Source organism: Quyinboa sediminis (assembly GCF_042219855.1).
Taxonomy (GTDB): domain Bacteria; phylum Bacteroidota; class Bacteroidia; order Bacteroidales; family UBA5342; genus JBHJHP01.
In genome coordinates, this window is the sequence record NZ_JBHJHP010000002.1 from 269330 (window position 1) to 283071 (window position 13742).

Here is a 13742-nt window from a genome sequence, read left to right on the forward strand (position 1 = left end):
ATGTTTAAATACAAAATTAGTACAGCAGCCATTACTGGCCTTATTCTGTTCTTCTGGAATCAGCATATGTGCGGGCAAATGCTTTATATTTCCGATACGCTTGAACTGGAAACATTTACAATTGAACAGTCCAGGCAACATACATTCGATGTCGGCAATAAAAAAATTTCGGCTGATTCAGTGTATCTGGAGCAATATGAAGGATCATCACTAAATGAGCTTCTGGGATTGCTTGCTCCCTTAAATCTGAAAAACGGAGGAACATCAGGAGCCGTATCTACATTATCGCTAAGAGGTGCCGGAGGAGCCAGGACGCTGGTAACCTGGAATGGCATCCCACTGAATTCGCTTACTTCAGGAGATGTTAATCTTTCTCTTTTGAATAGTTCTGCATTTAATGAGGTGATCCTCAACTACACCGCTCCTTCAACACTGTACGGCAGCAGCTCCTTCGGTGGCGTTCTGGAACTGAACAATAAGCCGGGCTTTTTACCTGAAATTTCAGCAGGATTGTCTCATGTTTATGGCAGCTTCAATACTGAATCCTCAACAGCCATGTTTAAACGGTCGGGTATGCACTTCTATACCCAAACCAATGCATGGAGATACGATTCAAAAAACAATTTTCCGTATTTTGATATGTATTATGATAAAACGTTGAACAGGTCGTTTGCAGAACACTCAGGACATGGACTGATATCAAATAACAGTTTTCGTATTGGATCAGCAAATATCATCTCTGCCTCAATCTGGTACCAGGATAATATGTCACATCTGCCACCTGAAAACGGGACACACCCTAATATGAAACGCAGCACGCAATCTGATCAGTCAGTCAGAACATTTCTGAAATGGAACATGGAACATGATGATTTGTATGTGACAGCTAAAGTGTATTACATAGATGAACATCTGCTTTACACACAAAAACTCACACCTGCCGATTCTTCGTATTCCATTTATTCTGATATTCATCCTGTAAAAACAGGACTGGATATTGATGCCCGTTATACTTTTGGTTCAGCCTTAACCGCTGATTTTGGATCAACACTATATCATAATCTGGCCAGGGGTGCAAATTACGTAGCTGTCCCTTCTGAAACCAACCTGGCCTTATACTCTGCCTGGCTGTTAAAACTGAAGCAGGTAAACCTTGTCGCTTCAGTCCGAAAAGAGTTTCATACACAATACGATCCACCGGTTCGGTTTGGTTTAGGTACAAACTACAGTTTAGTAAATAAACGTTTAAATTTCAGGTTCAATATGAACCAAAAATACCGTGTACCAACTTTTAACGACAAATACTGGCCTGGTAGTGGCAATCCTGATCTGAGACCTGAAACCGGTTATACACTTGACGGAGGGATAGATTTTAAAAAACAGTTTCAGAATTTTACTTTGTCGGGAGATGTAACCTTATACAGAAATAATATCCGGGATATGATTGTCTGGATTCCGACAGAAGATGGCCAGTGGAAACCACGAAATCAGACTAACGTTCTAAGCAAAGGGATAGAAAGCCATGCAGCAATTACAATACGGATTTTGCAACATTTGCAGGTTACAGGATCCACCTCATTTGATTTGAATAATTCATCAGATGACGAATCGGCTTTGCAACTGATTTACACACCAAGATACAGGTCCCTCTCAACAACAACAATCAAATATAAAAACTTAACCAGCCTGTTTAATTTTTCATTTTTGTCGCGAAGACGGTACGACAGTTCCGGATTCAGTCTGCCGGCATTTTACACCTCAGATCTTGCTCTGCAATACAAAATACAAATTCAACATATAAACCTGTTTATCACCGGAAAAATAAACAATATACTGAATAAGACAGAGCCCTATGTTAAAGATTTTCCCATTCCCGGAAGGAATTATCACATGGGACTTAAGATAAAATATCATCGTAAATATTAATCATAAATATTCGCTATCATGAAAAAGTTATTTCACCTATTATTAATTGTACTTGTTTCAGGATTGGTTGCCTGTGAAACAGAAAATCCACAACCTGAAGAAATTATCGGTCTTGGAAGCGGCGTCTTCGTTCTGAATGAGGGCAATTTCGGAGCCAACAATGCATCATTGTCATTTTACAGCAAAGATTCAATGAACCTGACCAATAATGTGTTTCAAAGCCTTACAGGAAAAGAGCTGGGCAATGTGCTTCAAAGCATGAGCATCATCAATGGTAAAGCATATCTTGTAATGAATGCCAGCCAGAAAATTGAAATACTGGATCTGAATACGTTTGAAAACTCCCGGATTACCGATTTGAGTTATCCCAGGTATATGATCCAGGCCGGAACAAACAAGGCTTACATCAGTAATGGAAATGGTTATAATCAGGATTACATATACGTCTTAAATACAACAACCAATAGTCTGACTGATTCTATTGCGATTTCAACCGGTCCCGAAACTTTCCTCAAAGATGGTTCAGATGTTTATGTAGCCTGTAAGGGAGGATACCTGACAGATAGTACACTTTACGTCATTAACTCAGAAACCGATAAGATAACCGACACCATTGCCGTGGGAGAGGTTCCTGTAGAAATGGTTAAAGATGCATCCGGTAGCATCTGGGTACTTTGTAATGGCAGAATTGTATATGCCAGCGACTGGAAAACTGTAATTAAAACTATTCCCGGTTGTCTTAAAAAGATTAACCCACTAACGAAGCATGTGGAACAGACCATTACATTTGCATCTCCGGTGGCTGGTTTCGGTACAAATAATCTTGCAATAAATAAGGAAGGTACAACACTGTATATCAATAATGGAGACATCAAAGCATACGATATTGAAAATGATTTGATGTCTCCACTTATTTTAAATGCTAACTGGTATGGCATTGACGTTGACCCGCAAACCGGGAACATCTGGGGAACCCTGTTTTCTGGTAAGGTACAGGTCTATAATACTGAGGGGAACAGACTGGCTGAATACACGGCCGGAGTTTCCCCAAATGGCGTTGTATTCTTTAATTAACAATAATATTATCAGCCCAACCTGCATGGCAGGTTATAAAAAAGCCTTAAGGAGAATTCCCTAAGGCTTTTCTTTTATCGATATGCTGATTAATATTACGATTCTTCTCCTTTCAGGTATTTGTTGAAGAACTTAACCATTGCTTTGTAAAAGTCGAACCTGTTTTCTTCATTGCGAAAACCATGGCCTTCGTTTTCCTTCACCATGTATTCCACGTCCACTCCTCTGCTCCTCAAGGCCTCAACAATCTGATCTGATTCATCAATATTTACACGTGGGTCGTTTTTACCCTGAGCAACAAACAAGGGTGCCTTTATCTGATCCACATGAAATACGGGTGATACTTCTGCCATCATTAAGCTGTCTTTTACCGGATCACCCACCATTTCGTACATCATATCCATCATTGGCTTCCAGTAAGGAGGAACGGTATTCATAAAAGTGAACATATTGGATACTCCAACGTAATCCACTGCCGCTGCATACAAATCCGGCGTAAAGGTAACACCGGCCAGTGTGGCATAACCACCGTAACTACCACCGTAAATACCTATTTTTGATGTATCGGCAATTCCCTGGTCAATCAACCATTTTACACCGTCGGTGATATCATCCTGCATAGTTTGTCCCCATTGTTTGAATGATGCTTCCCAGAATGCTTTTCCATAGCCTGTCGACCCTCTGAAGTTCATCTGCAACACAGCATATCCGTTATTGGCAAGCAACTGAACCTCCGGATTAAATCCCCAGTTATCGCGTGCCCACGGACCTCCGTGAGGATTTATGATTACAGGAAGGTTTTTAGGTTCATACCCCTTGGGCAGTGTAAGATATCCATGAATTGTAAGTCCGTCTCTTGACTTATACTCTATGGGTTTCATATCGCACAGCTGTGTCGGATCCAACCATGGACTTAGCTCGGCCAGCTCGGAAAGACCGCCTGTAGCTTTATCAAAAAAGTAATAGGCTCCCCTTGTTTTATCACTGAACGTACGAACCATAAATTTATCTTCTGCCTTATTGGTACTGGCGAATATCACTTCCAGTCCGGGTAATTCAGATTTAACCTGTTCCACCATCTGCTTATATGCATCGTCCAGAAAATGAATATTCCGCTTGGCTGTTGTATACGTAATGGCTAACAGCTTTTTTTCTTTTTTAGAAGACACAAATCCAGAGATATCAGCCTCATCCGTTTCAAAAATGACAGAATCTTCTTTTGCATTGGCTATATCATATAACACAGCTGCAGTTTTATCCCTTCCAAGATTGGACACTGCATATACTTTCTTGTTGTCAAATGTAAAGAGAACCGGACTTAATGTTTCTTTAAAATTTAAGGTAATAACCGGTTTAAAAGGTTCATCTTCCGTATCACGGTAAAGTATCGTCTGATTAACACCGTCTGTTGCAGTTGCAATACGCAGTTTTCCATCATGATCTGTCATCCAGCCCATAATGTTACCGGGGTTCTCTGCAACCATAGTCAACTCTCCGGTTACGATATTGAGGCGGTAAGGATCAAACACCCGCGGGTTTCTCTTGTTAAGACCAATGAGGATCTCATCTTCAATATCCTCCAGATCATCGATAATCTGGGTTCTTACTCCCTCGAAAACCGTTAATCCCTTCATATCTGTCCCGTTGAGATTAACACCATATAAATGGTAATTTTCATCTCCCCCAGTATCCTTTAAAAACAGAATACGGTCGTTGTTTGCCCACATATAACCGGCAATATCCCGTTCTGTTTCACTGGTTATCCGGGTTGCACTGTCCTTACCGATTTTTTGAACAAACACATTCATCCGGTTTTCAAACGGTGCCATATAAGAATAATACTCACCATTGGGTGATAACTTAAAAGATGTCTTTTCGGGGTTTCTGAAGAAGTCTTCCACGGAGATTTTCTCCGCCTTCTGTGAAGTTGAAGTACAACCCGCCAAGCCTAGTAATAAAAACATAGCTGCACTGATTAATTTAATTTTCATCTGATAATTTTTTAGTTGATAATAAGGATATTTGATTAATAAAGCTTTAAAATGTTTCACTCACGTACCTGATGAAACAAATATCTGGAATATAGATATTTATAATACTCAATTTTTCTATAAACACAAATTTAAGACTTTGGGTTCAGTTTAGAAGAATAAATTTGGCGAATTAGTATAAAATGCAGGTAAAAAAAAACCTGCCGAAGCAGGTTTTTAATCAATTATTGTTATGTTTTTTAAACGTCTATATTTGCATATGTGGCATTCTGTTCGATGAATTCACGTCTTGGACCTACGTCATCACCCATCAGCATTGAAAATATATGATCAGCTTCTGCTGCGCTCTCAATGGTGACCTGACGCAAGGTACGCATCTCAGGATTCATGGTTGTACTCCATAACTGTTCAGCATTCATCTCTCCCAAACCTTTATATCTCTGAATGTGCACACTTCCTTCATTTCCACCACCATAGTTTTCAACAAATTTCTGGCGCTGAACTTCATTCCAGCAGTACTCCTCATTTTTACCTTTTTTACAGAGATACAATGGCGGAGTGGCAATGTAGAGGTATCCGTTTTTAATCAGGTCTTTCATGTAACGGAAAAAGAATGTCATAATCAAAGTAGCGATATGGCTACCGTCAACGTCGGCATCCGTCATGATAACAATCTTATGATAACGCAGTTTCTCTGTATTCAGTGCCTTACTGTCATCTTCGGTTCCGATGGATACACCAAGTGCTGTAAAAATATTCTTAATCTCCTCATTTTCGAAGATCTTATGCTGCATGGCTTTTTCCACATTCAGGATCTTACCTCTCAACGGCATGATCGCCTGAAAGCGTCTGTCGCGACCCTGTTTGGCTGTTCCACCTGCAGAATCTCCCTCAACTAGGAATATTTCACACTGTGTCGGATCCTTTTCAGAACAGTCAGCCAGCTTACCCGGCAATCCTCCTCCGGTAAGAGCACCTTTACGCTGTACCAGCTCGCGGGCTTTCCTTGCAGCATGTCTTGCAGTTGCTGCAAGAATAACCTTCTCTACAATAGCCTTTGATTCTTTCGGGTGTTCTTCAAGGTAATTAGACAACATCTGACTCACTGCCTGATCAACAGAAGCACTTATCTCAGAGTTACCCAGTTTTGTTTTGGTCTGACCTTCAAACTGAGGCTCTGCAACTTTTACAGATACGACAGCGGTTAACCCTTCTCGGAAGTCATCTCCGTTAATATCGAATTTAAGCTTTGCCAGCATTCCTGACTTATCAGCAAAATTCTTAAGTGTTCGGGTCAGCCCCCTGCGAAATCCGGTAAGATGTGTACCCCCTTCAATGGTATTGATGTTATTAACGTAAGAGTATACATTCTCCGAAAATGAGGTGTTGTATAAGATAGCGATCTCTACCGGCACATCATTTTTTTCAGTTGAAATATGAATGACGTCTTCAATCAGCGGCTCTCTTGATTCATCAATAAAGGTTACAAATTCAGATAATCCTTTTTCTGAGAAAAAAGAGGCACTCTTAGGATTTCCTTCCTCATCCTTGTTTCTGAGGTCCGTCAGTTTCAATCTGATGCCTGCATTCAGAAATGCCAACTCGCGCAACCGGGCTGCAAGAATATCAAATTTATATTCTGTAGTTATAAAGATAGAGGCATCCGGCTTAAACGTAATAATGGTTCCCTTTTTATCTGTAGTCCCGACTTCTCTTACACTGTATACCGGTTTCCCAATTTCATATTCCTGAACGAAAATCTTACCATTTTTATGAATTTCAGCTTTCAAATGAGTTGATAGCGCATTCACACAAGACACCCCCACACCATGCAGACCACCTGAAACTTTATAGGAATCTTTATCAAACTTACCACCTGCGTGCAATACAGTCATAACGACTTCAAGGGCGGATTTTCCCTCTTTTTTATGCATCTCCACCGGAATACCACGACCATTATCGGTAACTGTAATGGAATTATCTTCGTTTATAAACACTTCAATGTTATCACAGTGTCCGGCAAGTGCTTCATCAATGGAATTATCAACAACCTCATAAACAAGATGATGCAGACCTTTCACTCCGACATCACCAATATACATTGCAGGCCTTTTTCTTACCGCTTCCAGGCCTTCAAGTACCTGAATGCTCTCCGCAGAATACTCTTTACCCTCAAATTTCTTTACAATATCCTCACTCATAATAAGTTGTAATTTGTTAACAAGGACCCGTCGTCCTATATGTGCATCAAACAAAGATAACAAAACTTACCCGCCAACCGCCCTGAAAAAGGGTTAAAAAGCAATAAATTTTCCACAAAGTTTCCACTATTTCAAACGCCTGAAAAAAGGATGAATGAACGCCATACAAAAGGGATTTACAGTGTGTTAGCCATGAATTAATAATTGCTTATGAATAATGTATGATTCCACATCAGTCGGGTTTAAAAATAAATCTTTACTTTTGCTGAGTTGCAAGCTCAACAGGCAATTAAATACTTGCATGTAAAATTAAAAATTAGATTATGTCATTAAAACGTAGTATTCAAGATCTGAGAAAGCGTAGGGCCCTGGTGCAAAAGGGCGGTGGCGACAAGGCAATTGAAAAACAGGTTGCCATGGGAAAACTGACTGCCCGTGAACGTATTCTCGCTCTGCTCGACAAGGATTCATTCAACGAATACGACCTTTTCGTTGAGCATCAGTCTCGCGATTTCGACATGGACAAAAAAGTTCTTCATGGCGATGGTGTAATTATTGGAACCGGTACTATTTATGGTGCTTCTGTTTGCATATTTGCTCAGGACTTTACCGTTGCCGGAGGATCTCTTGGTCTGATGCATGCCCGCAAAATCACAAAGATCATGGATCACGCCCTAAAAATGAGGGTTCCCTTAATTGGTATAAACGATTCAGGTGGTGCACGTATACAGGAAGGTGTGAATTCACTGGCCGGTTACGGAGAAATATTTTACCGTAACACAATGGCATCCGGTGTAATTCCGCAGATTTCTGTGATACTGGGACCTTGTGCAGGTGGTGCTGTTTATTCCCCGGCACTTACCGATTTTGTATTCGTGGTGGATAACATCTCAAAGATGTTCATTACTGGTCCCAGCGTAATACAAACGGTTTTAGGGGAAGAAATCACCATGGAAGATCTCGGGGGTGCGCGTGTACACGCAGAAATAACAGGAAATGCTCATTTCTTTGCGGAAAGCGAGCAGGAATGTTTTGATCAGATTAAAAAGCTCATCACTTATATTCCATGGAATAACACAACCAAAGCCAAAGCTTTTCCACCCAAAGATCCTACATTCGATAAAAAGATCGATGAAATTGTTCCGGGTGATCCAAAACAGCCATACGATGTACGCGATTTGATTAAAGCTGTTGTGGATGATTCTGACTTTATTGAAATACAGGAATTATGGGCATCAAACATTGTGATAGGCTTTGGCCGTATCAATGGTGAAACTGTTGGTTTTGTTGCCAACCAGCCACTGGTCCTTGCAGGTGTTCTGGACTGTGACAGTTCAGATAAGTCCGCACGCTTTATCCGCTATTGTGATTCCTTTAATATTCCGATTGTCACGCTCGAGGACATGCCGGGCTACCTGCCGGGTGTTGATCAGGAACATTCAGGTGTTATTCGCCATGGTGCTAAAGTTCTTTATGCCTATTCGGAAGCTACAGTTCCGAAAATTACAGTTATCATCCGTAAGGCATATGGCGGAGGTTATATAGCAATGAACTCCCGACACCTGGGTGCCGATTTCATGTTTGCGTGGCCAAGTGCTGAAATTGCAGTAATGGGACCGGAAGGTGCGGCTAATATCATCTTTAAAAAAGAGATAATGGAAGCTGAAGATCCGGAAGCTATGCGCATTAAGAAAGTGGAGGAATACCGTGAAAAATTTGCGAATCCATATGTTGCTGCAGCTAAGGGTTACATTGATTCGGTTATTGAACCGGAAGAAACCCGTGAGTTACTTATCCATGCGCTTGAGGTAAGTAAACATAAAGAGGATCATCGTCCCGCGAAAAAACACGGGATACCACCATTCTAAACACTAAAAGTTCATTTATTATGGATGATAAACAAAACTCAGAATTAAAATCTTTACGGATTGGTGACACGATCTATCAAACCCGGACCACACGGAAATTTAACAACCGTAAGGTTTGGGAATATCCTGATCCAACCAAGATTGTATCCTATATTCCCGGTACCGTTATAGCCCTTGAAGTTCAGGAAGGCCAGAAACTCAAAGCCGGTGATACAATTCTTGTGTTCGAAGCAATGAAAATGCATACTAAAATCACGATGCCATATGATGGTGAAATTGTGAAGCTTCATGTCGGACTTGGGGACAAATATCCCAAAGAGCATATCCTTGCTGATATCAAATGATGTGATTTTCAGAATATATGAATCCCCGGTTGATTAAAACCGGGGATTTTTTTTTGATTTTGGGGTTTAGCTATATTACGTTAACTTTGAAATAGGCATTTGCAGAACAAGTGCAAATCCCCTTCCTTCGGGATCTTCAAATTAAACAACTATTACGAACTTGAAAATCAGAATAGATGAAAAAAGTTGCAATTATCCTTTCAGGCTGCGGGGTATATGATGGTGCTGAAATCCACGAATCAGTGCTGGCCATGCTTGCACTGGCCAGAAACGGATTGGAATACTCTCTTTTTGCCCCGGACAAGGAACAGGCACATGTCATAAATCACCTCACGGGCGAGGTAATGTCTGAAACAAGAAATGTACTAACCGAAGCTGCACGTATTGCACGTGGTGACATTTCTGCACTCCAGGAACTTGATCCGGAGGACTTTGATGCAATCCTGCTGCCGGGAGGCTTTGGCGTGGCTAAAAACCTTAGCTCATTTGCATTTGATGGCGCTGACATGGTGGTAGACCCACAGGTGGCGGCCCTGATTAAAGCCTTCGCTGACAGTAAAAAGGTCATTGGTGCATTATGTATTGCTCCTACCGTTGTTGCCAAAGTATTGTCGAAAGTGGAGGTTACCATTGGTGAAGATGAGACTACGGCAAGTGCGATTGAAGCCATGGGAGCTAAACACACTCCGGCAGACTACACTGAAGTCGTTATGGACCCAGAGCAAAGAGTGGTAACAGGGCCATGTTATATGCTGGACAGTACAATCTCCCAGATTGCCGAAAATACAGACAATGTGGTCAAAGCCATGATTGAACTGATGTAGAAATGCCTGGGAAATTCCGCTTTAAGCAGTTTGAAATTGACCAGGAAGGTGCAGCTCAAAAAGTAGGAACGGACAGTGTGCTTCTTGGTGCCTGGGTTAATCACAGTTTATGCAAAACAATTCTGGATATCGGTTGCGGAACCGGTGTCCTGGCTTTAATGATGGCACAACGATTTCCACATGCCATGATTGATGCTGTGGAAATAGATGACGCCGCATGCCGATGTGCCGTAAAAAATGTGGAGAATTCCATGTTCAAATACAGAATAACAGTATGGCATCAGAAAATACAAACCTTTAGCACTCCGGTACAATACGATCTTATCATTTCAAATCCACCATTTTTTTCTTCAGGCCTTCAATCACCTGCACATCAGCGTTCTGCAGCCCGGCATACTGATCATCTTACGCATGACGAACTACTGCATTCTGCTGAAAGACTGCTAAAAGATTCCGGATCATTTGCGCTGATCTTACCTGAGCAGGAAGCGAACGGCATCGGTTTGAAAGCCATCCGATTTGGGTTGTTCAGGACCAGGACCTGCCATGTGCATCCCTTACCGGGAAAAGAGCCAAACAGGGTCATGATAACATTTCAAAAAGATGCAGCGGATAAACTATCTGTTGAACACATTGTTGTAAGAAACGCTGACCGGACTTACAGCGAAGCATACAAAATTCTTACGAAAGACTTTTATCTCAGCTTATGACTATTGACGTTGAAATATCAGCGAATCATGTTAACCCCCAAAAAATTAAGGGTAAAACAGTTATTGTTATTGATGTCCTGCGGGCAACATCTGTAATGACCACAGCTTTAGCCAACGGAGCGCTGAAAATTATTCCGGTAAAAACCACGAATGATGTATTTGCAGTAGCCAGAGATTACCCACAGGTTATTAAGGCAGGTGAACGCCACGCAGAAAAAGTAGAGGGATTTGACGCCGGTAATTCTCCCTTTGAATTTTCAAAGCCATATGTGAAAGATAAAGTTATTGTCATGTCGACAACAAACGGTACCAATGCCCTGCTTCAAACCAAAGAGGCTAAGCAGGTTATTATCGGATCATTCCTGAACCTTAATGCTGTAGTGCGGCATATTGAACAACGCAGAGACGATATCATACTGCTGTGCGCCGGAACAAACGGGGAATTTTCGCTTGATGATGCGTTATGTGCAGGTGCTTTTGTTCATGAAATAGCTCATAAATTCGCTTGCCGGCTTTCTGATATCGCTTCAGCACATGACCAACTCTACCGGTTCAGTAAAGACCTGCATACGTCATTAACCGAATGCATGCATTACAACATACTACGGTCAAAAGGTTTACAAAACGATCTGGATTATTGCCTTACCCTTAATATTCTGGATATAGTACCGGTATGGAAAAACGGGGAAGTCAGGATATAAAAATACAGGAATACAGTTATACTGATTCCTGTTCTGTCATCTTAAACAAATTTATTCAGTGATATACTTGTTAAGTATAATGTGTGCAATTAAACCTAACACCATTAAAACCGCAGCAATACTCAGATTGGTATTGGTAGTAGTGTTAAGAAAAGCGGGAATAATTAATAGCAATACACCAATTACCACAATTAAAATTCCTAAATATTTAAGAAAACTTTTCATCTGAAAATGTATTTATGTTTGCGAATTAATTTGCTTTACAAAAAAACAACAAATCAGTTAAAAATAAAACTTTTAATTCATTTTATTTGTGAACGTATTTGAAGGGCAGGATATTATTTATGACAGCATTTAATAAAATCAGTTTTATACTCAGCAAATGGTACAATACAAACAAAAGAGATTTACCATGGCGTCAAACTAGTGATCCGTACAGGATATGGATATCAGAAATCATACTTCAGCAGACACAGGTCAGGCAGGGACTGAATTACTACCACAGATTTATCGAACGCTTTCCTGATATCATATCACTGGCTGAAGCAGATGAGCAGGAGGTTTTAAAACTTTGGCAGGGTCTTGGTTATTACAGCAGAGCACGCAATCTTCATTTTGCCGCAAAACAGTTAAATAATCAGTTTGAAGGTAAGTTTCCTGACAATTACAACAAGATTCTATCTCTTAAAGGTGTCGGAGAATACACCGCAGCTGCGGTTGGAAGTATTGCATTTAATCTGCCTTATGCTGTGCTCGACGGAAATGTAGCCAGGGTAATCTCCAGACTATTCGCAGTTTCAGAACCGGTTAATACAGTAAAAGGTAAAAAGATTCTTCAGAACCTTGCAACTGAACTGCTGAATAAGACTGAGCCCGGCGAACATAATCAGGCGATGATGGAGTTTGGAGCTCTACGGTGTACGCCTAAAAGTCCGGACTGCAATACCTGTCCGCTTAACGATAGGTGTGAAGCATTCCGTTTAAACCTTGTTTCTTCGTTACCGGTTAAAGAAAACCGGATAAAACAACGAACACGGTACTTCTTATATCTTGTTTTTGATCACGGTCATTATACGTGGATCAGAAAAAGAAATGACAAGGATATCTGGCAAGGCCTTTTTGAGTTTCCGCTGCTTGAACCGGAAAATCTGGATGACGACACTGTAATGCAAACTATTGAAAGAAAAACAGGAACATCTAATTTAGAAGTGCTATACCTCTCAGAACCGTATAAACATATTCTTTCGCATCAGGTAATTATGGCCCGTTTTATTGTTCTGAAAGCAGCTTGTCCTGAACATGTTTTAAGGGCCGGAATGATAAAAAAAAGCGAGATAACAGATTATCCTGTATCCCGGCTTACTGAACGTTTTTTTGAAGAAAGACCGTTCTAAACTTCTGAAAGAATTTCGTAAAGATTTTCAAACTTGGTTTTGTAATCATCAATTGACCGGCGAATGACTTCGTAAGCTTCTTCCTTACCATAGGTATGGGTTATTTCTGCCTGAATTGGCTTACCCGGCAAATCCTTATATGTAAGGAAATAGTGCTGTAAACGATCTATCACCTCGCTTGAGCAATCGCTGATATCATTGTACCTGCCATAAACCGCGTCATTGTCAAGTACAGCAACGATTTTATCATCAGCTTCATTACCATCAATAAACCTGAATCCGCCAATTGGTCTGGCGTCAACCAGGATGTCGCCATGAGAAATAACTTTTTCAGTAAGAATACAAACATCCAAAGGATCCCGGTCTCCATGCACACCTTCCCTGCCGGTCTTTTCACGACAGAATTCCCCAACTTTTTCACTACAATATGTCTGTGGAATAAACCCGTAGAGGGCCGGAATAATGTTGGAATACTTTTGTGGCCTGTCAATTTTAAGGTAACCTGTTTTCTTGTCCAGTTCAAACTTTACCGTATCTGTAGGAACCATTTCCACAAAACAGGTCAGTTTTTGCGGTGCTTCCTTTCCGATTTCAACGCCATGCCAGGGATGCGACTTATACCTTAAGCCCATCAAACGGCCAATCGGATTCATTACTTTGTCCATAAAAAAATTAAGGTTTATATGTTTATCATATAAACACCCTTTGT

Annotated in this window: 11 protein-coding genes; 8 read left to right on the top strand and 3 right to left on the bottom strand. The window is 40.8% G+C overall.

The annotated features are described in order from the left end of the window. Both ACE1EF_RS06300 and ACE1EF_RS06305 read left to right on the top strand, forming a co-directional pair. Entirely contained in the window at nucleotides 1-1926 is a 1926-nt protein-coding gene (locus ACE1EF_RS06300) for a TonB-dependent receptor plug domain-containing protein (protein WP_375719781.1), read from the top strand. An 18-nt stretch (nucleotides 1927-1944) separates the two neighbouring features. Further along, on the top strand, nucleotides 1945-3000 hold the full coding sequence (locus ACE1EF_RS06305) for a YncE family protein (RefSeq protein WP_375719782.1): 1056 nt from the start codon (nucleotides 1945-1947) through the stop codon (nucleotides 2998-3000). Between the two features lie 95 nt (nucleotides 3001-3095). On the opposite strand, the gene ACE1EF_RS06310 is transcribed toward ACE1EF_RS06305, so the two are convergent. Beyond that, nucleotides 3096-4991, bottom strand: a complete 1896-nt coding sequence (locus ACE1EF_RS06310; RefSeq protein WP_375719783.1) for a S9 family peptidase — start codon at nucleotides 4989-4991, stop codon at nucleotides 3096-3098. Nucleotides 4992-5230: 239 nt separating this feature from the next. Then, on the bottom strand, nucleotides 5231-7192 hold the full coding sequence (gene gyrB, locus ACE1EF_RS06315) for a DNA topoisomerase (ATP-hydrolyzing) subunit B (RefSeq protein WP_375719784.1): 1962 nt from the start codon (nucleotides 7190-7192) through the stop codon (nucleotides 5231-5233). A 323-nt stretch (nucleotides 7193-7515) separates the two neighbouring features. Between gyrB and ACE1EF_RS06320 the strand changes: the two genes are divergently transcribed. The 6 genes from ACE1EF_RS06320 to mutY all read left to right on the top strand — a co-directional run bounded on the left by ACE1EF_RS06320 (nucleotide 7516) and on the right by mutY (nucleotide 13033). Next, entirely contained in the window at nucleotides 7516-9060 is a 1545-nt protein-coding gene (locus tag ACE1EF_RS06320) for an acyl-CoA carboxylase subunit beta (protein ID WP_375719785.1), read from the top strand. 20 nt (nucleotides 9061-9080) lie between these two features. Further along, nucleotides 9081-9404, top strand: a complete 324-nt coding sequence (locus ACE1EF_RS06325; protein ID WP_375719786.1) for an acyl-CoA carboxylase biotin carboxyl carrier protein subunit — start codon at nucleotides 9081-9083, stop codon at nucleotides 9402-9404. A gap of 176 nt (nucleotides 9405-9580) precedes the next feature. After that, on the top strand, nucleotides 9581-10228 hold the full coding sequence (elbB, locus tag ACE1EF_RS06330; protein ID WP_375719787.1) for an isoprenoid biosynthesis glyoxalase ElbB: 648 nt from the start codon (nucleotides 9581-9583) through the stop codon (nucleotides 10226-10228). A gap of 2 nt (nucleotides 10229-10230) precedes the next feature. Then, the gene (locus ACE1EF_RS06335; RefSeq protein WP_375719788.1) at nucleotides 10231-10938 is read left to right on the top strand and encodes a tRNA1(Val) (adenine(37)-N6)-methyltransferase; all 708 of its coding nucleotides are present in this window, start codon (nucleotides 10231-10233) and stop codon (nucleotides 10936-10938) included. Then, nucleotides 10935-11639, top strand: coding sequence for a 2-phosphosulfolactate phosphatase (locus ACE1EF_RS06340; RefSeq protein WP_375719789.1), 705 nt, complete (start codon nucleotides 10935-10937; stop codon nucleotides 11637-11639). The genes ACE1EF_RS06335 and ACE1EF_RS06340 overlap by 4 nt, the downstream gene beginning before the upstream one ends. Before the next feature lie 344 nt (nucleotides 11640-11983). Beyond that, entirely contained in the window at nucleotides 11984-13033 is a 1050-nt protein-coding gene (gene mutY, locus ACE1EF_RS06345; RefSeq protein ID WP_375719790.1) for an A/G-specific adenine glycosylase, read from the top strand. Here mutY and ACE1EF_RS06350 read toward each other — a convergent pair. Beyond that, complete coding sequence (locus ACE1EF_RS06350) at nucleotides 13030-13698, bottom strand: inorganic pyrophosphatase (protein ID WP_375719791.1); 669 nt, start codon at nucleotides 13696-13698, stop codon at nucleotides 13030-13032. The genes mutY and ACE1EF_RS06350 overlap by 4 nt on opposite strands. Nucleotides 13699-13742 lie beyond the last annotated feature (44 nt).

Bases quoted from the DNA above. Each gene is read 5' to 3' on its own strand.
- ACE1EF_RS06325 (WP_375719786.1), top strand. From the start codon at position 9,081: ATGGATGATAAACAAAACTCAGAATTAAAATCTTTACGGATTGGTGAC.
- ACE1EF_RS06340 (WP_375719789.1), top strand. From the start codon at position 10,935: ATGACTATTGACGTTGAAATATCAGCGAATCATGTTAACCCCCAAAAA.
- ACE1EF_RS06305 (WP_375719782.1), top strand. From the start codon at position 1,945: ATGAAAAAGTTATTTCACCTATTATTAATTGTACTTGTTTCAGGATTG.
- elbB (WP_375719787.1), top strand. From the start codon at position 9,581: ATGAAAAAAGTTGCAATTATCCTTTCAGGCTGCGGGGTATATGATGGT.
- ACE1EF_RS06320 (WP_375719785.1), top strand. From the start codon at position 7,516: ATGTCATTAAAACGTAGTATTCAAGATCTGAGAAAGCGTAGGGCCCTG.
- gyrB (WP_375719784.1), bottom strand. From the start codon at position 7,192: ATGAGTGAGGATATTGTAAAGAAATTTGAGGGTAAAGAGTATTCTGCG.
- ACE1EF_RS06300 (WP_375719781.1), top strand. From the start codon at position 1: ATGTTTAAATACAAAATTAGTACAGCAGCCATTACTGGCCTTATTCTG.
- ACE1EF_RS06350 (WP_375719791.1), bottom strand. From the start codon at position 13,698: ATGGACAAAGTAATGAATCCGATTGGCCGTTTGATGGGCTTAAGGTAT.
- ACE1EF_RS06335 (WP_375719788.1), top strand. From the start codon at position 10,231: ATGCCTGGGAAATTCCGCTTTAAGCAGTTTGAAATTGACCAGGAAGGT.
- mutY (WP_375719790.1), top strand. From the start codon at position 11,984: ATGACAGCATTTAATAAAATCAGTTTTATACTCAGCAAATGGTACAAT.
- ACE1EF_RS06310 (WP_375719783.1), bottom strand. From the start codon at position 4,991: ATGAAAATTAAATTAATCAGTGCAGCTATGTTTTTATTACTAGGCTTG.